At 70.9% G+C, this 18,601-nt stretch carries 19 protein-coding genes; 8 read left to right on the top strand and 11 right to left on the bottom strand.

The features are described 5' to 3' along the window. Position 1 precedes the first annotated feature (1 nt). The 6 genes from ACH35V_RS07540 to ACH35V_RS07515 form a co-directional block, all read right to left on the bottom strand. On the bottom strand, positions 2-1,117 hold the full coding sequence (locus tag ACH35V_RS07540) for an MCE family protein (RefSeq protein ID WP_395970872.1): 1,116 nt from the start codon (positions 1,115-1,117) through the stop codon (positions 2-4). Then, positions 1,114-2,172 carry an MCE family protein gene (locus tag ACH35V_RS07535; RefSeq protein WP_395970871.1) on the bottom strand — a complete coding sequence of 353 codons (1,059 nt, stop codon included), beginning with the start codon at positions 2,170-2,172 and terminating at the stop codon, positions 1,114-1,116. The genes ACH35V_RS07540 and ACH35V_RS07535 overlap by 4 nt, the downstream gene beginning before the upstream one ends. Further along, a complete protein-coding gene (locus tag ACH35V_RS07530) occupies positions 2,169-3,443 on the bottom strand; it encodes an MCE family protein (RefSeq protein WP_395970870.1) in 1,275 nt (424 codons plus the stop codon). The genes ACH35V_RS07535 and ACH35V_RS07530 overlap by 4 nt, the downstream gene beginning before the upstream one ends. A 1-nt stretch (position 3,444) precedes the next feature. Beyond that, complete coding sequence (locus tag ACH35V_RS07525; RefSeq protein ID WP_395971147.1) at positions 3,445-4,275, bottom strand: MlaE family ABC transporter permease; 831 nt, start codon at positions 4,273-4,275, stop codon at positions 3,445-3,447. 7 nt (positions 4,276-4,282) lie between these two features. Further along, positions 4,283-4,984 carry an ABC transporter permease gene (locus ACH35V_RS07520; RefSeq protein WP_279508641.1) on the bottom strand — a complete coding sequence of 234 codons (702 nt, stop codon included), beginning with the start codon at positions 4,982-4,984 and terminating at the stop codon, positions 4,283-4,285. 127 nt (positions 4,985-5,111) lie between these two features. Continuing rightward, positions 5,112-6,107 carry an ABC transporter ATP-binding protein gene (locus tag ACH35V_RS07515; protein ID WP_395970869.1) on the bottom strand — a complete coding sequence of 332 codons (996 nt, stop codon included), beginning with the start codon at positions 6,105-6,107 and terminating at the stop codon, positions 5,112-5,114. Between the two features lie 380 nt (positions 6,108-6,487). On the opposite strand from ACH35V_RS07515, the gene ACH35V_RS07510 reads away from it, so the two are divergent. The 3 genes from ACH35V_RS07510 (at position 6,488) to ACH35V_RS07500 (ending at position 9,290) form a co-directional block, all read left to right on the top strand. After that, the gene (locus tag ACH35V_RS07510) at positions 6,488-7,726 is read left to right on the top strand and encodes a helix-turn-helix domain-containing protein (protein ID WP_395970868.1); all 1,239 of its coding nucleotides are present in this window, start codon (positions 6,488-6,490) and stop codon (positions 7,724-7,726) included. 42 nt (positions 7,727-7,768) lie between these two features. After that, positions 7,769-8,560: an NAD-dependent epimerase/dehydratase family protein gene (locus ACH35V_RS07505; RefSeq protein ID WP_395970867.1), complete on the top strand. Its 792-nt coding sequence runs from the start codon at positions 7,769-7,771 to the stop codon at positions 8,558-8,560. A gap of 82 nt (positions 8,561-8,642) precedes the next feature. Next, positions 8,643-9,290, top strand: coding sequence for a TetR/AcrR family transcriptional regulator (locus ACH35V_RS07500; protein ID WP_395970866.1), 648 nt, complete (start codon positions 8,643-8,645; stop codon positions 9,288-9,290). Positions 9,291-9,296: 6 nt separating this feature from the next. Here the strand turns inward: ACH35V_RS07500 and ACH35V_RS07495 are convergent, their stop codons facing one another. After that, on the bottom strand, positions 9,297-10,760 hold the full coding sequence (locus ACH35V_RS07495; protein WP_395970865.1) for a flavin-containing monooxygenase: 1,464 nt from the start codon (positions 10,758-10,760) through the stop codon (positions 9,297-9,299). A gap of 83 nt (positions 10,761-10,843) precedes the next feature. On the opposite strand from ACH35V_RS07495, the gene ACH35V_RS07490 reads away from it, so the two are divergent. Continuing rightward, positions 10,844-11,506: a TetR/AcrR family transcriptional regulator gene (locus ACH35V_RS07490; RefSeq protein ID WP_395970864.1), complete on the top strand. Its 663-nt coding sequence runs from the start codon at positions 10,844-10,846 to the stop codon at positions 11,504-11,506. Here ACH35V_RS07490 and ACH35V_RS07485 read toward each other — a convergent pair. Then, entirely contained in the window at positions 11,457-12,137 is a 681-nt protein-coding gene (locus ACH35V_RS07485; RefSeq protein ID WP_395970863.1) for a TetR/AcrR family transcriptional regulator, read from the bottom strand. The two genes, ACH35V_RS07490 and ACH35V_RS07485, sit on opposite strands and share 50 nt — an antisense overlap. Positions 12,138-12,247: 110 nt before the next feature. Here ACH35V_RS07485 and ACH35V_RS07480 point away from each other — a divergent pair, with 110 nt between their 5' ends. Both ACH35V_RS07480 and ACH35V_RS07475 read left to right on the top strand, forming a co-directional pair. Next, complete coding sequence (locus ACH35V_RS07480) at positions 12,248-13,354, top strand: ferritin-like domain-containing protein (RefSeq protein ID WP_395970862.1); 1,107 nt, start codon at positions 12,248-12,250, stop codon at positions 13,352-13,354. 14 nt (positions 13,355-13,368) lie between these two features. After that, a complete protein-coding gene (locus tag ACH35V_RS07475) occupies positions 13,369-14,232 on the top strand; it encodes an SDR family NAD(P)-dependent oxidoreductase (RefSeq protein WP_395970861.1) in 864 nt (287 codons plus the stop codon). Here the strand turns inward: ACH35V_RS07475 and ACH35V_RS07470 are convergent. Next, complete coding sequence (locus ACH35V_RS07470; protein WP_395970860.1) at positions 14,229-14,489, bottom strand: hypothetical protein; 261 nt, start codon at positions 14,487-14,489, stop codon at positions 14,229-14,231. The two genes, ACH35V_RS07475 and ACH35V_RS07470, sit on opposite strands and share 4 nt — an antisense overlap. Further along, positions 14,482-14,835 (bottom strand): hypothetical protein, encoded by a 354-nt coding sequence (locus ACH35V_RS07465; RefSeq protein WP_395970859.1) that lies wholly within the window; start codon positions 14,833-14,835, stop codon positions 14,482-14,484. Before ACH35V_RS07465 ends, ACH35V_RS07470 begins: the two co-directional genes overlap by 8 nt. A gap of 85 nt (positions 14,836-14,920) precedes the next feature. Here ACH35V_RS07465 and ACH35V_RS07460 point away from each other — a divergent pair, with 85 nt between their 5' ends. After that, complete coding sequence (locus ACH35V_RS07460) at positions 14,921-15,889, top strand: diiron oxygenase (RefSeq protein WP_395970858.1); 969 nt, start codon at positions 14,921-14,923, stop codon at positions 15,887-15,889. A 341-nt stretch (positions 15,890-16,230) separates the two neighbouring features. Here the strand turns inward: ACH35V_RS07460 and ACH35V_RS07455 are convergent, their stop codons facing one another. Then, the gene (locus tag ACH35V_RS07455; protein WP_395970857.1) at positions 16,231-16,944 is read right to left on the bottom strand and encodes a hypothetical protein; all 714 of its coding nucleotides are present in this window, start codon (positions 16,942-16,944) and stop codon (positions 16,231-16,233) included. A 124-nt stretch (positions 16,945-17,068) separates the two neighbouring features. Here ACH35V_RS07455 and ACH35V_RS07450 point away from each other — a divergent pair, with 124 nt between their 5' ends. Then, positions 17,069-18,595 carry an ATP-dependent DNA ligase gene (locus tag ACH35V_RS07450; protein WP_395970856.1) on the top strand — a complete coding sequence of 509 codons (1,527 nt, stop codon included), beginning with the start codon at positions 17,069-17,071 and terminating at the stop codon, positions 18,593-18,595. Positions 18,596-18,601: the final 6 nt, after the last annotated feature.

Raw genomic sequence — 18,601 nt, 5'->3', positions numbered from 1 at the left:
GTCAGCGGCCTCCCGTCAGGCGCGGCGGTTCGCAGCCCTTCACGGGCGGCGTCCACTTGCCGTTCTCCAGGTAGTTCTTCGGGACGGTCCCGCACAGGTAGCCGTCCACCCAGCGGCCGTTGCCCATCGAGTTGCCGACGACGCGGATGTACGGGACGGCCGTCTCCAGCGCCCGGTCCAGGTTCTTCTGGTTGCGTTGCAGCACGTCGGTGACCTCGTTGAGGGACGCGAGCGCGGGGCCGAGCGTCCGGCGGTTGTCCTCGACCAGCCCGAGCAGCTGCTCGGCCAGCCGCCGGGTGCCGACGAGCAGCGTGTGGATCGCCTCGCGCCGCCTGCGCAGCTCGCCGAGCAGCAGGTTGCCGTCCTTGAAGAGGGTCTCGAACTGGGCGTTCTGCGCGGCGAGGGTGCCGGACAGCTTCTTGGTGCCGGCGAGGAGCTGCGCCAGCTCGGCGTCCCGGGACGCGATCGTGGTCGACAGCGACGACAGGCCCTTCAGCGCGACGCGGACGCTCGCCGGGGTGTCCTCGAACGTCGTGGAGATAGTCTCCAGGCTGGCCGCGAGCTTCACGGTGTCGAGCCGGTCGAACGTCCTGCCGAGGTCCTCGAACGCGGTCGTGACGTCGTAGGGCGCGATTGTCCGGGCGAGCGGGATGGGCCGGTCCGGGTCCTGCTCGGCGTAGCCGAGCGGGTCGAGCTGGAGGTACTTCGACCCGAGCAGCGTCTTGATCATGATGGTGGCGCGGGTGGCGTCCCCGATCCAGGTGTCCTTGACCCGGAACGTCACCTCGACCCTGTCGCCCTTGAGGGCGACGCCGGTGACCTTGCCGACCTTGACGCCCGCGACGCGGACCTCCTGGCCGCTCTTCAGCCCGGCGGCCTCGGAGAAGTGGGCGCGGTACGTCGTCCCGCCGCCGATGACGGGCAGGTCGTCGGCGCGGAAGGCAAGCAGGCCGAGCACCAGCAGCAGGACGATCCCGACGACCGACACCGCGACCGGGTTGCGCTCCCGAAGCGGCTTGAGCCTCGGCCGCTCCTTCTTCAAACGAGGGAGGGCGCGCGGCAGCGGGGCGGTGGGCCCGTTCGGCGGGGGCGTGGGCCCGTTCGGCGGGGCGGTCATCCGCGGCACCTCGCGTCCTTGATCGGGATGCCGGTCGGCGGCGGCTGGTCCGTGACGTCGGAGCCGGCGAACGTGACGCCGATCAGCTTGACCTCGCACTGGTAGAAGTTCATCCACGACCCGTAGGAGCCGGCGCGGCCGAGCGTCGCCATCTTCCCCGGCGAGCGCTGCAGGAACCGCTCCAGCAGCGGCTGATCGCGGTCGAGGTTGGCGCTGAGCCTGCCGAGCTGGACGATGTCGTCCTTCAGCGGCTTCCGGGCGACCTGGAGCAGCCCGGCGGTCGCGCTGGACAGCTCGCCGATCGAGCCGACCGCCTCGCCGATCGGCACGCGGTCGGCGGCGAGCCCGGAGGTGAACCGGCGCAGCGTGGTGATCAGGTCGACGAGCTGCCGGTCCCGCGCGTTGACCGTCTGGACGACGCTGTTCAGGTTCGTGATGACCTGGCCGATGACCCGGTCCTTCGCGGCGAGCGCGGTGGTCAGCTCGCCGACCGTGCGCAGGAGGCTCTCGACGGTGCCGCCCTCGCCCTGCAGCACCTTGACGATCGACTCCGAGAGCCGGTTGGCGTCCCCGGGCGACAGCGCCTGCATCAGCGGCTGGAAGCCCTGGAAGAGCTGGGTCAGGTTGAGCGTGCCCTGCGTCTGCCGGACGGGGATCGTCCCGCCGGGCTTCAGGGCCTGGCCGGGAGCGCCGGTGCCCTGGCCGAGCGCGATGTAGCGTCCGCCGACCAGGTTCAGGTACTTCACGGCGGCGGTCGCCGACGCGGGGATCCGCCGGTCCCGGTCGACCTCGAACCTCACGCGGGCCAGCCGCCGGTCGCTGACCTCGATCTCCTCGACCTGGCCGACCTCGACGCCCGCGATCCGCACGCCATGGCCCGGGTGCAGCCCGGCGACGTCGGTGAACTTGGCGTAGTAGACGGCGCGGTCGCCGCTGGTCGCGCCGGTGATGCTGGACGCCAGCAGCCCGGTCGCCAGCACCGTCACCGCGATGAAGACCAGCGAGCTGGCCAGCGGGACGCCGAGCCCCTTGACCCCCTGTCCGGTGAGCCTCACCTGACCGTCACCTCCGCGCCCCGGTAGATCGGGCCGACCAGCACGCTGGACCAGTCCGGCAGCTCCTCGGGGACCTCGGCGAGCGCGGGCCCGGCGAGCTCGTTGACCAGGTCGTTCTCGGACGCGGAGTTGGCCGGCCCGAGCCCGCTCCCGGCCGCGCCGCCCTGGCCCGGCACCCCGCCCGCGGGCAGGACGCGCGCCCCGGCCGCGGCCAGGTACGGGACGCTCGGGCAGCGCGGCCCGCCGCCCGCGCCGTACCGGGGCCGGTCCTTGCCGGGCAGATAGCGGCCCTTGTGCGGGACGGACACGACGATGCCGTGCGCGCCGTGCCGGTCCGTGCCCTTGCCGAGCACCCGGTCCATCTTCGGGACGAAGTCCGCGAGCGTGCGGAACGTGCAGGGCGCGGCCGGGGCGTACCGGGCCATCAGCTCCAGGCTGCCCCGGCTCTCGGCCGCCAAGTGGACGATGGTGCCGGAGTTGGCGTGCATGAAGTCGAGGAGCTTGTCGGCCAGCCGGGACACCTCGGGGTACAGGGTCGCGAGCGCGGCGCGCTGCTCGGCGATGGTGCGGCTGGTCACCGTGAAGTCGGTGAGGGCCTGGAGCAGGTCGGGCGCGGCGTCCGAGGCGTGCCGGGAGAACTCCGCCAGCTCGGCCAGGTTGCGGGTGAGCGCGGGGACCTCCGGGTTGAGTTTCCGGAGGAACGCGTCGAGCTGCTCGAAGTTGCGTCCGATCTGGTCGCCGCGTCCCTGCAGCGCGGTCGCCATCGCGTTCAGCGTCGCCGACAGCTTCGCCGGCTGGATCGTGTTCAGCAGGTCCATCGTGTGGTTGAGGACCTCCGACAGCTCCACCGCGTTCTCGCTGCGGTCCTCGGAGATCACGTCGCCCTCCGCGATCGGCCCGGCGGACGTCCCCGGCGGCGGGACGAGCGACACGTACCGGGCGCCGAACACCGTCGTCGGCAGCAGCCGCGCCTGGACGTCCGCCGGGACGCGGCCCGCCAGCTCCGGTTTCAGCGCGAGTTCGAGCTTCGCGCCCGTCCCGTCCGCCGTGATGGAGCGGACCTCGCCGACGACGACGCCGCGGACCTTCACGTCCGCCAGCGGATGCATCTCGTGCCCCGCGGTCGAGGTGCGCAGCGTCACCGTCGTCACCTCGGTGAACCGCTTGTCGTAGATCGCGATCGACAGCCAGATCAGCAGCGCCGGGACGAGCAGGAACGCCACCCCGGTGAGGCGCTGCCCGACCACGTGCCGGGTGGTTCGTCGCGGCATGTCAGCCCGTCACCTTCACCGTCGTCGTGGCGCCCCAGATGGCGAGGCTGATGAAGAAGTCCGTCACGCTGATCAGCACGATCGCGGTGCGGACCGCGCGGCCGACGGCGACGCCCACGCCGGCGGGGCCGCCGGCCGCGCGGTAGCCGTAGTAGCAGTGCGCCAGGACGACCATGACGCTGAAGATCAGCACCTTGGCGAACGACAGCACCACGTCCTCGGGGGCGAGGAAGATGTTGAAGTAGTGGTCGTACGTCCCGGCCGACTGCCCGTTGAACCAGATCGTCACCTGCCTGGACGCCAGATAGGAGCTGAGCAGCCCGATCCCGTACAGCGGGACGATCGCCACCGTCCCCGCGATGATCCGCGTCGTGACCAGGTACGGGACGGACTGGATGCCCATGCCCTCCAGCGCGTCGATCTCGTCGTTGATCCGCATCGCGCCGAGCTGCGCGGTGAAGCCCGCGCCGACCGTCGCCGACAGCGCGAGCCCGGAGACCAGCGGCGCGATCTCGCGGGTGTTGAAGTACGCGGACACGAACCCGGTGAACGCCGCCGACCCGATCTGGTCGAGCGCCGCGTACCCCTGGAGCCCGACGACGACGCCGGTGAACACCGTCATGCCGATCATCACGCCGACGGTGCCGCCGATGACCGCGAGCGCGCCGCTGCCGAACGCGACCTCGCCGAGCAGCCGCAGCGACTCCTTCATGTAGCGGCGGACGGCGCGCGGCGTCCACAGCAGCGCCCGGACGTAGAAGCCGAGCTGGTCGCCGGGCCCGTCCAGCCACGACACCAGCTTCACCGGACGGAGCCGCCGCGCCCCGGGGATCGCCACGTCACGCTCCCTTCGGCGGGACGACCTGGAGGTAGATCGCCGTGAGCACGAGGTTGACGAAGAACAGCAGCAGGAACGTGATGACGACCGACTGGTTGACCGCGTCGCCGACGCCCTTCGGGCCGGGGCTCGGGTTCAGCCCCCGGTAGGCGGCCACGACGCCCGCGATGAACCCGAAGATCAGCGCTTTCAGCTCGCTGATGTAGAGGTCGGGGAGCTGCGCCAGCGCGGAGAACGAGGCCAGGTAGGCGCCGGGCGTCCCGTCCTGCATCAGCACGTTGAAGAAGTAGCCGCCCGCGACGCCGACGACGGAGACGAGCCCGTTCAGCAGCACCGCGACCGCCATGCACGCCAGGACGCGCGGGACGACGAGGCGCTGGATGGGCGAGACGCCCATGACCTCCATCGCGTCCATCTCCTCGCGGATCGTCCGGGAGCCGAGGTCGGCGCAGATCGCCGAGCCCGCCGCGCCGGAGATCAGCAGCGCCACGATCAGCGGGCTGGCCTGCTGCACCACGGCGAGGACGCTCGCGCCGCCGGTGAGCGACTGCGCGCCGAGCTGCTTGGCCAGCGACCCGACCTGCAGCGAGATGACCGCGCCGAACGGGATGGACACCAGCGCGGTCGGCAGGATGGCGACCGAGGCGATGAACCAGAACTGCTGGATCAGCTCGCGGACCTGGAACGGGCGGCGGAACGTCATCGCCAGCACGGTCCCGGCGAGCGCGAACAGCCGTCCGACCTGGCGCAGCGCGCCCGCGCCCGGCACCGCGGGCGCGGCCGGCTCGGGCGTCGCGGGATCGAGGCCGGTGCCGTCGGGCGCCGCGGTCTCAGGACGCGCCATGGCCGATCCCCTCCTGCCGGCTCCTGTTCGCCCGGATGGCCTGCTGCGCCTGGGGCGAGAGCTGCGGGAACATGGCGTCGACGCGCAGCGCGTGCCGGAACTCGCCCTGGCGGGGCGGCATCCCGGGGGTCGGGCGGAGCTGCGGCGGGATCTCGATCGTGCGGCTCCGCTGCGGACCGTCGGCGGCCGCGGCGGCCTCGGCTGCGAGCAGCGCGGCGTCCTTCTCCTCCGACATCCCGATCGGGCCGCGGACGTCGCCGTGCAGGAACTGGGCGACGGCCGGCTCGTCGCTGGTCAGCAGCGCCTCGCGGGGCCCGAACGCGATCAGGTCGCGGCGGTACAGCATGCCGATGTTGTCGGGGACGGTCGAGGCGATCTCGATGTTGTGGGTGACGATCAGCATCGTCGCGTCGATCCGCGCGTTGACGTCGATGAGCAGCTGCGACAGGTGCGCGGTGCGGACGGGGTCCAGCCCCGAGTCCGGCTCGTCGCACAGGATGATCTCCGGGTCGAGGACGAGCGCGCGGGCGAGCCCGGCACGCTTGCGCATGCCGCCGGAGAGCTGGCCGGGCAGCTTGCGCTCCGCGCCGGTGAGGCCGACCATCTCCATCCGTTCCAGCACGATGCGCCGGATCTCGGCCTCCTTTTTCCGGGTGTGCTCGCGGAGCGGGAACGCGATGTTGTCGTAGAGGGTCAGGGAGCCGAACAGGGCGCCGTCCTGGAACATCAGGCCGAACCGCTTGCGGGCCTCGTAGACCTTGCGGTCGCGGTCGTTGACCATGTCCACGCCGTCGATCAGGACGCGTCCCTCCTCCGGCTTGAGCAGGCCGATCAGCGACTTGAGGAACACGGTCTTGCCGGTGCCTGACGGGCCGAGCAGGACGCTCACCTCGCCGGCGGGCAGCGTGAGGGTGACGTCGCGCCAGATGACCTGCGGGCCGAACGCCTTGGTCAGGCCCTCGACGACGACTTCAATTCCCAAGGCACACCACCGCTCGCCGATAAGCACGTCGCGAGGAAGTTACGGCCGAGTAGCCCTCGTATGCAATAGGGCTTCGCAGGATTCTGGACGCAATTCGTTGAATGGCGTCCAAAATTGTCATCGGGTTAGTCTTCGCGTTCCGGAAACGCATCGCCGGTGACTACCTGGCGGTAACTTGAGGGGGTTCACGGCCGGGCCGCCCCGGTCCGCCCGCACCGGTTTGTCAACGAGCCAGCAACCGAACCCCGTTCTTGTCACTTCGCGCGCAAAAGCGCGCCGCCCCGCCGGCCGCCGGGCGCGAAAGCCTTGCCAGCGACGGGTGGCGACTTTATGTTCGCGGCACCGGGTCCGAGCAGGCCGATGCGGAGGTCGCCTTTGCCATGTCGCAGGCATTGGAATTGCCCGAAACCAACCGGAGCCAGGGCCGGTTTCTCGACCTGCTGCGTTCGGAGCTGCCCGACGTCGCGCAGGAGGTCGTCACCGAGATCAAGCAGACGATCCCCGAGTACGACAGGGCGCCCCTCTCGCCCTACGACCAGATACTGCGGCTCAGCGTCGACCTGCTGCTCTCCGGCTTCCTGGACAAGGTCGCCGACCCGGGCGCGCCCACCGCCCAGCGCGACGAGACCTGCCGGGCGCTCGGCCATTTCGAGGCCGTCGAGGGGCGCAGCCTGGACCTCCTCCAGGCCGCCACCCGCATCGCCTTCCACATCGCCTGGCGGCGGACGGTCATCGTCGCCGAACGCGAGCAGATCCCCACCGGCGTCGTCTCCACCATCGTCGACGCGATGCTCGTCTACCTGGACGAGGCCGTCGCGCAGGCCCGCCTCGGCCACCAGCAGGCCACCGGCCACGCCGACATCCGCCGTCGCGAGGACCGCAAGAAGCTCCTGCACCTGATCCTCCAGCAGCCCGCCGTCGTGCCCGAGGCGATCGAGGAGCTCGCGAAGTCCACCGGCTGGTGGCCGCTGCCCGACGAGGCCACGCTCGTCGCCGTCCACGCCGACGCCCCCTACACCCGGGCGTCGCTGGACGCCGACGTCCTCGCCGACCTGGACTCGACGGAGCCGTGCCTGCTCGTCCCCGGGCCGCTCACCACGGCGCGCCACGGCATGCTGCACGCCGCGCTGTGCGACGCGAGCTCCGTCATCGGCCTCACCCTGCCGCTGGAGCGGGCCACGCACTCGCTGCGCTGGGCGCGGCGCGTCCTCGGGCTCGCGGAGGAGGGCATCATCCGGGACGGCTCCCTCATCCCGTGCCGGGACCACCTCATGACCATGTGGCTGCTGTCGGACCCGCCGCTGATCGAGGAGCTCACCCGCCGCCACCTGGAACCGCTGCGCGACGTGTCGGACGGCCAGCGCCGCCGCCTCGTCGAGACGCTCGCCGAGGCCGTCACCACCCGGGCCACCGCGGTCGACATCGGCGAGCGGCTCAAGATCCATCCGCAGACCGTCCGGTACCGGCTCCGCCAGCTCGAGGGCTACCTCGGCGACAGCCTGGACGACGCCGACGCCCGCTTCTCCCTCGACGCCACCCTCCGCGCCGCGAGCCTGCACCGCCGCCGCCGCGCGACCGGCAGGCGCGCGACCGGGCGGCGCGGCGGGCCCGGCCCCTGACCCCGCCCGTCCGCCCGCGGCCCGGGTGCGAGACTGCTGCCCATGACACTGGGAACGATCGTGCTGACGGGTGCCGCCGGACGGGTCGGCACCGCGCTCCGGACACCGCTGCGGGACGAGGCGGAGCGGCTCGTCCTCGCCGATCTCGCGCCGCTGCGCGCCGAGGCGCCGAACGAGACCGTCCACCGGACGGACCTGTCCGACGCGGCGGAGATCATGGACGGCGCGGACGCGGTCGTCCATCTGGCCGGGGTGTCCGACGAGGCGCCGTTCCCCGACCTGGTCGAGGGCAACATCCTCGGCACGCAGCGCGTCCTGGAGGCGGCGCGCGTCACCGGCGTCCCCCGCGTCGTGCTCGCCAGCAGCAACCGGCTGACCGGCTGCTACCCGTCGACCGAGACCGTGTCGGCGGACATGCCGCCGCGGCCGGACGGCCTGTACGGGGTCAGCAAGGTCGCCGCGGAGGCGCTCGCCCGCCTCTACGCCGACAAGTTCGGCCTGGACGTGGTGTGCCTGCGCATCGGCAGCCTGGAACTCCATCCGACCGAGCCCAGGCACCTGTCGACCTGGCTGAGCCACCGCGACTGCGCCGGGTTCGTCCGCGCGGCGCTGACCGTCCCGTCGCCGGGATTCCTCGCCGCCTATGCCGTCTCCGCGAATGCGCGCCGATTCTGGGAACTGGACGGGCGGCTCGGCTACGAACCGCTCGACAATGCGGCAACCTATGACATTCCGGACACATTCCTCGGACCGGGCGTGCCGCAGGGCGGGGACTTCGCGTCCGCGGAATTCACGCTCCAGTATCTGGACCGGTCCGCGCCCGGGCGCCGGTGATGTTCCGGGTCACACGGGACGCCGACGGAGCGTTATCCTGACGGTCGGATTACCGGTTCCTGACGGAAAGTCGAAGGGGTCCATGCCGACGTCGACCTGGTTCCGCCTCAATGTCGCCAAGCGCGAGCGGGTTTTCGAGGTGGCGATGCGCGAGTTCGGAGAGAACGGATACTCGACCGGCAGCCTGAACACCATCGCGCGCGAGGCCGGCATCGCCAAGGGCTCCCTCTTCCAGTACTTCAGCGACAAGCTGGAGTTCTTCGCGTTCGTCTGCGACGAGGCGTCCCGGCGCGTCCGCGAGGAGATGGAACGCCGCATGGAGCGGATCGACTTCGAGCAGCCCTTCGACGAATGGCTGTTCGACGCCATCTGCGACTGGACCGAGTACATGGCGGAGCACCCGCTGGAGCGCGGCGTCACGGCCGCGACGAACTTCGAGCTCGACAACAGCGTGCGGTCCGTCGTCCGCGACACCGCCAACCAGCACTACTTGCAAGTCATCCATCCGCTGCTGCAGCTCTGGCAGGAGCGCGGCGAGATCCGCGAGGACGCCGACCTCGACGTCGTCGCCACCTGGCTGATGACGCTGCTGCCGTTCCTCGCCCTCGCCCCGTACTACGACGGCCTCGACCCGATCCACAACCTGCGCGGCCGCACCCCGGCCGAGCAGCGCCCCGTGATCCGCCAGCTCATCGCGGGCTTCCGCCCGATCTTCGCGCCCCAGAAGTAGCCGCCGTCAGCGGGTGAGGAGGAACTCCTCCGGCCTGGCCTTGCGGGAGCCCGCCCAGAACTCGAACGTGTGGCCCGGCCACAGCGTGCGGTTGACGCCCTGGTCGTCCAGGTACCAGCTGTCGCAGCCGCCCTCGTTCCAGACGGCGCGGCGCAGGCGCCGCTGCAGCCGGTCGTTGAAGCGGCGGGACGCCTTGGGCCTCGGCTCGATCGTGTCCGCGCCGCGCTCCCGCATGAGGCGCAGGCAGCTCAGCACGTGCTGGATCTGCACCTCGATCATGAAGACGACGGAGTTGTGGCCGAGGCCGGTGTTCGGGCCGAGCAGCATGAAGAAGTTCGGCATGCCGGGGATCGTCGTGCCGCGGTGGGCCTCGATGCCGTCCGCCCAGATCTCCTGGAGCTTGACGCCGTCCCGTCCGGTGACGCGCAGGTCGGTGAGGGCGTCGGTCACCTTGAAGCCGGTGCCGTAGACGATGCAGTCGACCTCGTGCTCGCGTCCGTCCGCGGTGACGACGGAGTGCTCGCGCACTTCGGCGATGCCGGACGTCTCCAGCTCCACATTCGGCCGGGCGAGCGCCGGATAGTAGTCGCTGGACAGCAGGATCCGCTTGCAGCCGATGGTGTAATCGGGCGTCACTTTGGCGCGCAGTTCCGGGTCGGCTATCTGGTTCCTGATGTGGCGGCGGGCGACGCGCTCCTGCGGCCCGGACAATCGCGGGTCGATCGTGAAGCCGATCGCACGTGCCTCCAGCGCCCAATAGATGCCGCCGCGAAATGCCCGCGCCGCGCCCGGGATTCTCTTGAACGCCATGCGGGCGGGCGCGGGAATGGCGAAGTCGGGCTTCGGCTGGATCCACGGCGGCGTCCGCTGGAACACGACCAGTTCCGCCGCCTGCTCCGCGATCCGCGGGACGAACTGGATCGCGGACGCGCCCGTCCCGATGACGGCGACGCGCTTGCCGGCGAGGTCGTAGGAGTGGTCCCACTCGGCGGAATGGAAAGCGGCGCCGCGGAACCGCTCGATGCCCGGCAGGTCGGGAAAGGACGGGACGTGCAGCGCGCCGATGCCGGACACGACGGCCTTCGGGGTGAGGACGGTCCCGTCCGCGAGCGTGACGTTCCAGCGCCGGGCCGCGTCGTCGTACTCCATCGAGTCGACGGCGGCGCCGAAGCGGATGTGCTCGCGCACCCGGTATTTGCCGGCCGTCCGCTCCATGTAGGCGCGGATCTCGGGCTGCGGCGCGAACATCCGCGTCCAGCCCGGGTTGAGTTCGAAGGAGAAGGAGTACATGTGCGAGGGGACGTCGCAGGCGCAGCCGGGATAGGTGTTGTCGTGCCACGTCCCGCCGAGGGCGCCGCTCTTCTCCAGGATCACGAAGTCGTGGAAGCCGGCCTGCTTCAGCCGGATCGCCATGCCGAGGCCGGCGAAGCCGGAGCCGATGACGACGATCGCCGGGGCGCGCTCGCTCATATCCCGTCCTCTCGCGTAACCTACTCGCAGTAAGTTACCGGGAGTAGGTTACTGACGGTAGGTCCAATTGGGAGGATTCTCCTGTGAGTGCCGCCACACCCCGCCGGCCGTCCGGCCGCCCGCCGTCCCGCCGCCGCCGGATGTCGCGCGCCGAGCGCGAACGGCAGATGCTGGACGTGGCCGAGGAGGTGTTCGGCGAGCGCGGCTACCAGGCCACCTCCATGGACGAGATCGCCGAGCGCTGCGGCGTCTCCAAGCCGATGCTCTACGAGTACTTCGGCTCCAAGGACGGCCTGCTCGTGGCCTGCGTGAGCCGCTCCAAGGCAGAGCTGTTCGACGTCACGCAGAAGGCCATGGCGGGAGCGTCCGACCCCAAGGACATCCTGTGGCGCGGGATGGCCGCCTACTTCAGCTTCGTCGACGCGCACAGCAGGTCGTTCTCCATGCTGCTGCGCGAGCCGCTCTCCGCCCCGCCGTCCGCGGTCGAGGCGGTGGAGGCGACGCGCAGGCAGCAGAGCGCGCTGATCGCGGGCGCGCTGTCGACGTTCGCGCCGGGCGCGCCCGCCGCCGTCATCGACGCCTTCACGCAGATCATCATGGGCGGCAGCGAACGGCTGGCGCACTGGCAGACGCAGCGTCCCGAAGTCTCGGCCGAGGACGCGGCACGCCACATGACCGACTTCTGCTGGAACGGGCTCAGCCCGTACCTGCCGGACGCCGGGGAAGCCGGTCCAGGGCGCCGATGAGCAGGTCGAGGCCGAACTCGAAGTCGGTCTCGGGATCGATGTCGGCGAGCGCCGGGCCGTAGGCGATGACGTGCGGGAACTCGTCCGGGTCGAGGCGCGTCCACGACTCGGCGCCCGTCTCGGCGAGATGGCCGAGCATCTTCGCCATCCCGACCTCGCGCAGCTGCGCGCCGAGTGCGTAGGCGAGCAGCGCCCGCATGATCCGCACGGCGGTCTCGCCGTCGAACCCGGCCGCGTCCGCCAGCGCCAGCGCCCGCTCGGCCGGACGCAGCCCCACCGGAGTGTCGATCCGGTGGGTGAGGACGATCGTCATGCAGCGCGGATTGTCGTGCGCGACCTTCCGGAACGCCCGCACCAGGGCCCGCGCCCGCTCCTGCCAGGGCTCGGACGGATCGTCCTCCAGCTCAAGGCCCGCCACGACGTGCTCGGCCACGCCCTCCAGCAGCGCGCCCTTGTTCGGGACGTGGTTGTAGAGCGACATCACGGCGACGCCCAGCTCGCCCGCGACCCGGCGCATGGACAGCGCGTCCGCGCCCTCCCGCTCGATCAGCCCGACCGCCGCGAGGACGATCCGCTCGCGGGTCAGGACCGGCCGCATCTGCGGGGTGTCGGAGGTCACATGCCTCGCCATCGATGCCGCCCTTTACCGCCGTTGACAGCCGTCAGATTCCCGTGACACGGTACGTACATTGTACGTGAGACGTACACCGTACGTCCGCGCCCCCTCGGGGAGGAGCGACCATGTCGACCCATGACCTCTACACCGAGCCCGCCGGCACGTCCACCTGGAAAGTCCCCATGACCGGCGACGCCCGGTTCACCTGGGAGTACGACGACGGCCGCGACCGCCTCCTCGCCCTCTACCAGAAGGGCAAGGACAAGCAGTGGGACTCCGCCAAGCGCATCGACTGGGACGCCGACGTCGACCCGCACGACGCCCTCGGCATCCCCGACCAGGCCCTCGCCATCTACGGGACGAAGTACTGGGACCGGATGTCGGAGCGGGAACGCGGTGAGCTGCGGCTGCACTCCACGTCCTGGCAGTTCTCCCAGTTCATGCACGGCGAGCAGGGCGCGATGGTCACCGCCGCCCGGATCGTGGAGTCGGTCCCCGACCTCGACTCCAAGTTCTACTCCGCCACCCAGACCATGGACGAAGCGCGCCACGTCGAGCTGTTCACCCGGTTCCTGCACGACAAGGTCGGGATGGTCTACCCGATCAACACCAAGCTCCAGGACCTGCTGGACGAGACCCTCGCCGACTCCCGCTGGGACATGCCCTACCTCGGCATGCAGGTGCTCATCGAGGGCCTCGCGCTCGCCGCGTTCGGCGTCATCCGCGACATCACGACCAAGCCGCTGCCCAAGCAGATCCTCGCCTACGTCATGCAGGACGAGGCACGCCACGTCGCGTTCGGCCGCCTCGCCCTCCGCGACTACTACAAGCAGCTCTCCCCCGCCGAGCTGCGCGAACGCGAGGACTTCGTCATCGAGGGCTGCTACCTGATGCGCGACCGCATCCGCGGCCGGGAGATCTGGGCCAACTTCGGCATCGACGCCAAGGAGGTCGACGAGCTGGTGGAGAACTCCGCCTACATGCGGATGTTCCAGAGCCTGCTGTTCAGCCGCATCGTCCCGTGCGTCAAGGACATCGGCCTGTGGAGCGAGCGCATCCAGCGGACCTACGACGACATGGGCGTCCTGGACATGTCCAAGGCCGACCTCGACGCCCTCATGAGCCAGGACGAGGAGCTCGCCGACAAGCTCGACACCGAACGGTTCGCCGCCGAGGAGGCCGACCGCAGGGCCGAGGTCGACGCGGTGATCGCCGACGCCGCGGCGTCCTGAGTACGGTTGACCGCATGCCACTCGCGCACTTCGACGGAGCGCTCGCCGTCGTCACCGGAGCCGGCAGCGGGATCGGCCGGGCCACCGCCCTCGCCCTCGCCGAGCGCGGCGCCCACGTCATCGCCGCCGACATCGACCTGCCCGCCGCCGAGCGCACCGTCACCCTCGCCAAGACGGTCGGCGCCGGAGGAACCCCGTACCAGGTGGACGTGTCCGACGCCGCCGCGATGGAGACCTTCGCCGCCGAGGTCAAGGAGTCCCGCCGGGCCCCCGACATCGTCGTCAACAACGCCGGGATCGCGGTCGCCGGCCCGTTCCTCGACACCGGACTGGACGACTGGAACGCCGTCCTCGGCGTCAACCTGTGGGGCGTCGTCCACGGCTGCCGCCTGTTCGGCAAGCAGATGCACGACCGCGTCCACGCCCTGCCCAACAAGCCCGACAAGCCCAACTTCGGCGGCCACATCGTCAACATCGCGTCCGCCGCCGCCTACAGCCCGACCCGCGCACTGCCCGCCTACTGCACGACCAAGGCCGCCGTGCTCATGCTCAGCGAGTGCCTGCGCGCCGAACTGGCGGGCTCCCGCATCGGCGTCACCGCCGTCTGCCCCGGCTTCGTCACCACCGACATCGTCAAGAACGGAACCTACGTCGGAGGCGACGAGCCGACCCGGGAACGCCTCCGCGAACGCGGCCAGCGCGCCCTCAAGATGCGCGACTACCCGCCGGAGAAGGTCGCCGAGCGGATCGTCCAGGCCATCGTCAAGAACAAGCCCGTGGTCCCCGTCAACTTCGAGGGCCACCTCCTCCACACCCTGTCCAGGGTCTCCCCAGCCTCCCTACGCCTCCTAGCCAAAATCCCCACCCCCCGGGGCTAGGCCCGTCGTCCGAGCCAGACGACTCGGACGACGACGATCCTCCTCCCGGGAATGTCCGTGAGGTAGGTCATCATGAGCCGCCCCCGGTTCTCCGTCCGCAGCACCGGAACGTCACCGCCGCGCGCCGGTCTCTCAAGGAAGATCCGCGAACTTCGAACCGCAGCCTCCACGGCCAGGCGATTCACCTCGGCGAGGACCTCGACAGGCAGGCCTCCCAGCAGGTCGTCCGGGTCGTGCTCCCAGATCCAGTCAGTCACCGGCGACTGCTCGATGGGCAGCCCGGACGATATCGCCCACCTCCCGTACGGCACGCGCGCTGACCTCACGGTTTTCGCTGTTCACAGCACGTTCCGCCGCGCGCAGGCGGCGCGCCGCCTCCGGGCGCCGCTCGATCTCCACGATCTCGCCCCACTGCAGGTAGAACGCCCGGATGGGAATGGCGCTGTCATCCTCCCCGGCCTGCACGAACGCCTTCTCCATGTCCTCGAACAGTTCACGGAGCCGCGACGGCGCGACCGTCGCCACTGCTTTGCGGAGCGCGGGCCAGGTCAGTTCCGGCATGGGGATGAGCGGTTCGTCGCCATCGTCACGTTGCGCATCCATCTCATTCCTTTCCGTTCGCAGCTTGGGGCGAGGGTAGCCGTCTCGTCCGACATCCAGGTGGCACCACATGAGAGGAGACGGACCGATGCCGTCTGACGTGTTGTTGAGTGAGGGGCCGCGGTCGTGGACGGCGCTGGTCCGGTGCGGGGACGGGGACCACGCGCTGGAGCTGACGCACCGGGAGGTGGTCGCCGAGCGGCTGCTGCGCACGTCGCGGAAGCACTCGTTCGACCCGGACGCGGACGTGGACTGGGACGCGCCGCAGGACCCGGACGTGTTCTACATGGCGCCACAGCTCGCGTCGATCTACGAGACGCCGCTGTGGGACGCGCTGACGCACCGGCAGCGGGTGGAGCTGACCAAGCGGGAGATGTGCAGCATCGCCTCGTTCGGGATCTGGTCGGAGATGCTGCTGATGCAGTCGCTGGTGATGCACGCCTACCGGCACCGCTACGACAGCGACCATGTCGCGTACGCGCTGACGGAGATCGCGGACGAGTGCCGCCACTCGAAGATGTTCGCCCGGATGGTCCGGACGTGCGGGCTGCGCACCCACCGGCCGCGGGCGCTGGAGTACCACGTCGCGAAGACGTTCGGGGCCGTGTACGACCCGATGCCGATGTTCGCGGGGACGCTGGTCGTGGAGGAGTTCACGGACGCGTTCCAGCGCCTGACGTTCCCGGACGAGGCCGTCCAGCCGATGATCCGGCAGGTCACGCGGATTCATGTGGTCGAGGAGGCGCGGCACATCAGGTATGCGCGGGAGGAGTTGAAGCGGCTGGTGGCGGGGGCGGCGCCGGTGCGGCGGCGGATGGCGGCGTACGCGCTGGCGCAGGCGACGCGGCTGATGGCCGCGCAGGTGGTCCACCCGTCGTGCTACACGGCGGTCGGGCTCGATCCGGCGCTCGCGCGGCGGGTCGCGGCGCGCAGCCCGCACCGGCGGGCGACGCTGGCGTGGGCCTTCCGGAAGTGCACCGCGTTCTTCCACGAGGTCGGGTTCCTGGACGGACGAGCCCGTGACGTGTGGGTTCGAGCGGGCCTGCTAGAACGGTAACGAGTTCTCCTTCACGACCATTAACTCGATGTCGAAACGGGTTCGAGAAAATGGTTCGCGAATGCTCGGCATTGGTACATGGGGAGGGGACCCAAAGGGCCGCGGAGCGAGGTCCACTCCGCGGCCCGTCGACGCGTACAGGTTGCTGACCTGGGATCTCACCTCACCCAGGACACTCCTACCGATTGCACGGTCACGTCGTCGACCTCCTCCTCCCCGGGTATCTCAAGCGCGCCGACGACCTGGCAGGGTCCCGGGAGCATGATCGGCGCGCCCCCTCCCCTTACCGGAACACCTTAGAAGCTATTGACAGCACATATGCCTTGATCGGCCGATTCAGGTCAGAAATGATTTAGCGCGGCGAGGACTTCGCGGGCGACGGCGGTGACCTTGGCGATGCAGGGCCCTTCGCGCGCGTCCTGGGCGCCCTTGCCCGGCGCCCGCTCGCCGTAGGTGACGGTGAAGACCGTGTTGCGGATCCTGGCCGTGACCTGCCCGACCACGGACGGGCGCCCGTCGTCCGCGCGGAACCAGCGGTACGCCTCGTCCCCGAGGCCGCGGTGGCGCGCCAGGCTGATCGTCCGGACGAGCGGGGCTTCGTGCGCCTGCGCCCACTGCGTGTCGTAGTACTCCGCGGCGTCCTCCACCGGGGTAGTGGTGTTGCCGGACGCGTACAGGCGCGTCTCCACACGCAGCCAGGGGGACGCCGCGCCCGTCGGAGAGTACGTGCATGTCGTGAGCGTCGAGTTCGCGCTCTCCGTGCGTGTCGCCATAGGGACGGTGCGGTCGACGGTGCCTTTCGAGACCGTCCCGCACGGGGACGGGAGCGCAGTGAGCGTCTGGCTCTGCCGCGTTCCGGCGGGCGGGGTCGGACGCACGGTCGCCGCTTCCCGGCCTTGGCCGCCGGGCACCAGCAGGAAGATCGCCACGGCGGCGAGGGCGAGGACGCCGAAGGCCGCGAGCACCGCGAACCGCTTCGGACGGCGCGGCGGGGCCGGCGGCTCCGGCGGGGAGTACGGCCGGTGGAACGGCTCGACCGGACGCTGAAGGCCCACGCCCCGCTCCTCACTCCCCCGTCCGATCACCGAACCGCCCCTCGTCAAGGTAGGTCAGGCGCGCGGCCCCTGGCCAGGCCCCCGGCCGGTGTTGATTGTCGGTGCCGGTGGACACAATGAAGGAGTGCTGATAGCGGACATCACCCGGACGTCGGCGGCCGTGGCCTCCACCTCGGGGCGGAAGGCCAAGGTCGCGGCGCTCGCCGAGTGCCTGCGCGCGGCGGAGCCCGGCGAGGCCGCGATCGTGGTCTTCTACCTGTCCGGCGAGCTGCCGCAGCGCCAGATCGGCGTCGGGTACGCCTCGCTGCGGGACGTCCCGCCACCGGCCGCGGAGCCGTCCCTGACGGTGCCGGAGGTGGACGCGGCGTTCACCGAGATCGGCGCGGTGTCCGGGGCCGGTTCGGTCGCCCGGCGGCGCGAGCTGGTCGCGGGCCTGCTCGGCCGCGCCACCCGCGCCGAGCAGGACTTCCTGATCAGGCTCCTGGCGGGCGAGCTGCGGCAGGGCGCGCTGGACGGCGTGATGGCCGAGGCGATCGCGGCGGCGGCGGAGGTGCCGTCCGCCGAGGTGCGGCGCGCGTTCATGCTGCGCGGGTCGCTCGGGCCCGTCGCGACGGCGGCGCTGGCCGACGGCGTGGACGGGCTGCGCACGTTCTCGCTGGAGGTCGGACGTCCGATCAAGCCGATGCTCGCGGCGTCCGCGCCGTCCATCGACGAGGCGTTCGCGAAACTCAAGGCGGACGCGGCCGTGGAATGGAAGCTCGACGGCATCCGCGCGCAGATCCACGTCTCCGGCGGCGAGGTGCGGGTGTTCACCCGGACGCTGGACGAGATCACCTCCCGGCTCCCCGAGGTCGTGGCGGCGGTGCGGGAGCTGCCCGTCCGCGACGCCGTGTTCGACGGCGAGCTGATCGCGCTGCGGCCGGACGGGCGTCCCCACCCGTTCCAGGTCACCGCCGCCCGCACCGCGACCCGGACCGCCAAGGACACCGAGCCCGTGCCGCTGGCGCTCTACCTCTTCGACGTGCTGTATCTCGACGATGCTGACCTGCTCGACGCACCTGGCGCGGAGCGGAACGCGGCGCTCGTCCGGACCGTCCCCGAGGAGCTGCGGATGCCCCGCGTGATCACCGGCGACCCGGCGCGCGCGAAGGAGGTGTTCGACGAGGCGGTCGCGCGCGGCCACGAGGGCGTGGTGGTCAAGTCCCTCGACACGCCCTACACGGCCGGACGGCGCGGCGTGGGCTGGATCAAGGTCAAGCCGCGGCACACGCTCGACCTCGTCGTCCTCGCCGTCGAATGGGGCCACGGGCGGCGGCAGGGGCTGCTGTCCAACCTGCATCTCGGCGCCCGCGACCCCGAGACCGGCGGGTTCGTCATGCTCGGCAAGACGTTCAAGGGCCTCACCGACGAGCTGCTCGCCTGGCAGACGAAGCGGCTCCGCGAGCTGGCCGTGCGGGAGGACGGCTGGACGGTGCACGTCCGTCCCGAGCTGGTGGTGGAGATCGCGTTCGACGGCGTCCAGCACAGCCCTCGCTACCCGGGCGGCATCGCGCTGCGGTTCGCGCGCGTCCTGCGGTACCGGCCCGACAAGTCCGCGGCCGAGGCCGACACCATCGACACGGTGCGCGCCGTCGCACCCGTCATGGACTGACGCGCC

Origin of the sequence: Actinomadura sp. 1N219 (assembly GCF_044326405.1) — a bacterium.
GTDB lineage: Bacteria > Actinomycetota > Actinomycetes > Streptosporangiales > Streptosporangiaceae > Spirillospora.
This window is presented reverse-complemented; position numbering and strand designations above follow the sequence as displayed.

Bases quoted from the DNA above. Each gene is read 5' to 3' on its own strand.
- ACH35V_RS07465 (WP_395970859.1), bottom strand. From the start codon at position 14,835: ATGGATGCGCAACGTGACGATGGCGACGAACCGCTCATCCCCATGCCG.
- ACH35V_RS07505 (WP_395970867.1), top strand. From the start codon at position 7,769: ATGACACTGGGAACGATCGTGCTGACGGGTGCCGCCGGACGGGTCGGC.
- ACH35V_RS07495 (WP_395970865.1), bottom strand. From the start codon at position 10,760: ATGAGCGAGCGCGCCCCGGCGATCGTCGTCATCGGCTCCGGCTTCGCC.
- ACH35V_RS07540 (WP_395970872.1), bottom strand. From the start codon at position 1,117: ATGACCGCCCCGCCGAACGGGCCCACGCCCCCGCCGAACGGGCCCACC.
- ACH35V_RS07475 (WP_395970861.1), top strand. From the start codon at position 13,369: ATGCCACTCGCGCACTTCGACGGAGCGCTCGCCGTCGTCACCGGAGCC.
- ACH35V_RS07510 (WP_395970868.1), top strand. From the start codon at position 6,488: ATGTCGCAGGCATTGGAATTGCCCGAAACCAACCGGAGCCAGGGCCGG.
- ACH35V_RS07480 (WP_395970862.1), top strand. From the start codon at position 12,248: ATGTCGACCCATGACCTCTACACCGAGCCCGCCGGCACGTCCACCTGG.
- ACH35V_RS07485 (WP_395970863.1), bottom strand. From the start codon at position 12,137: ATGGCGAGGCATGTGACCTCCGACACCCCGCAGATGCGGCCGGTCCTG.
- ACH35V_RS07460 (WP_395970858.1), top strand. From the start codon at position 14,921: ATGCCGTCTGACGTGTTGTTGAGTGAGGGGCCGCGGTCGTGGACGGCG.
- ACH35V_RS07500 (WP_395970866.1), top strand. From the start codon at position 8,643: ATGCCGACGTCGACCTGGTTCCGCCTCAATGTCGCCAAGCGCGAGCGG.
- ACH35V_RS07530 (WP_395970870.1), bottom strand. From the start codon at position 3,443: ATGCCGCGACGAACCACCCGGCACGTGGTCGGGCAGCGCCTCACCGGG.
- ACH35V_RS07520 (WP_279508641.1), bottom strand. From the start codon at position 4,984: ATGACGTTCCGCCGCCCGTTCCAGGTCCGCGAGCTGATCCAGCAGTTC.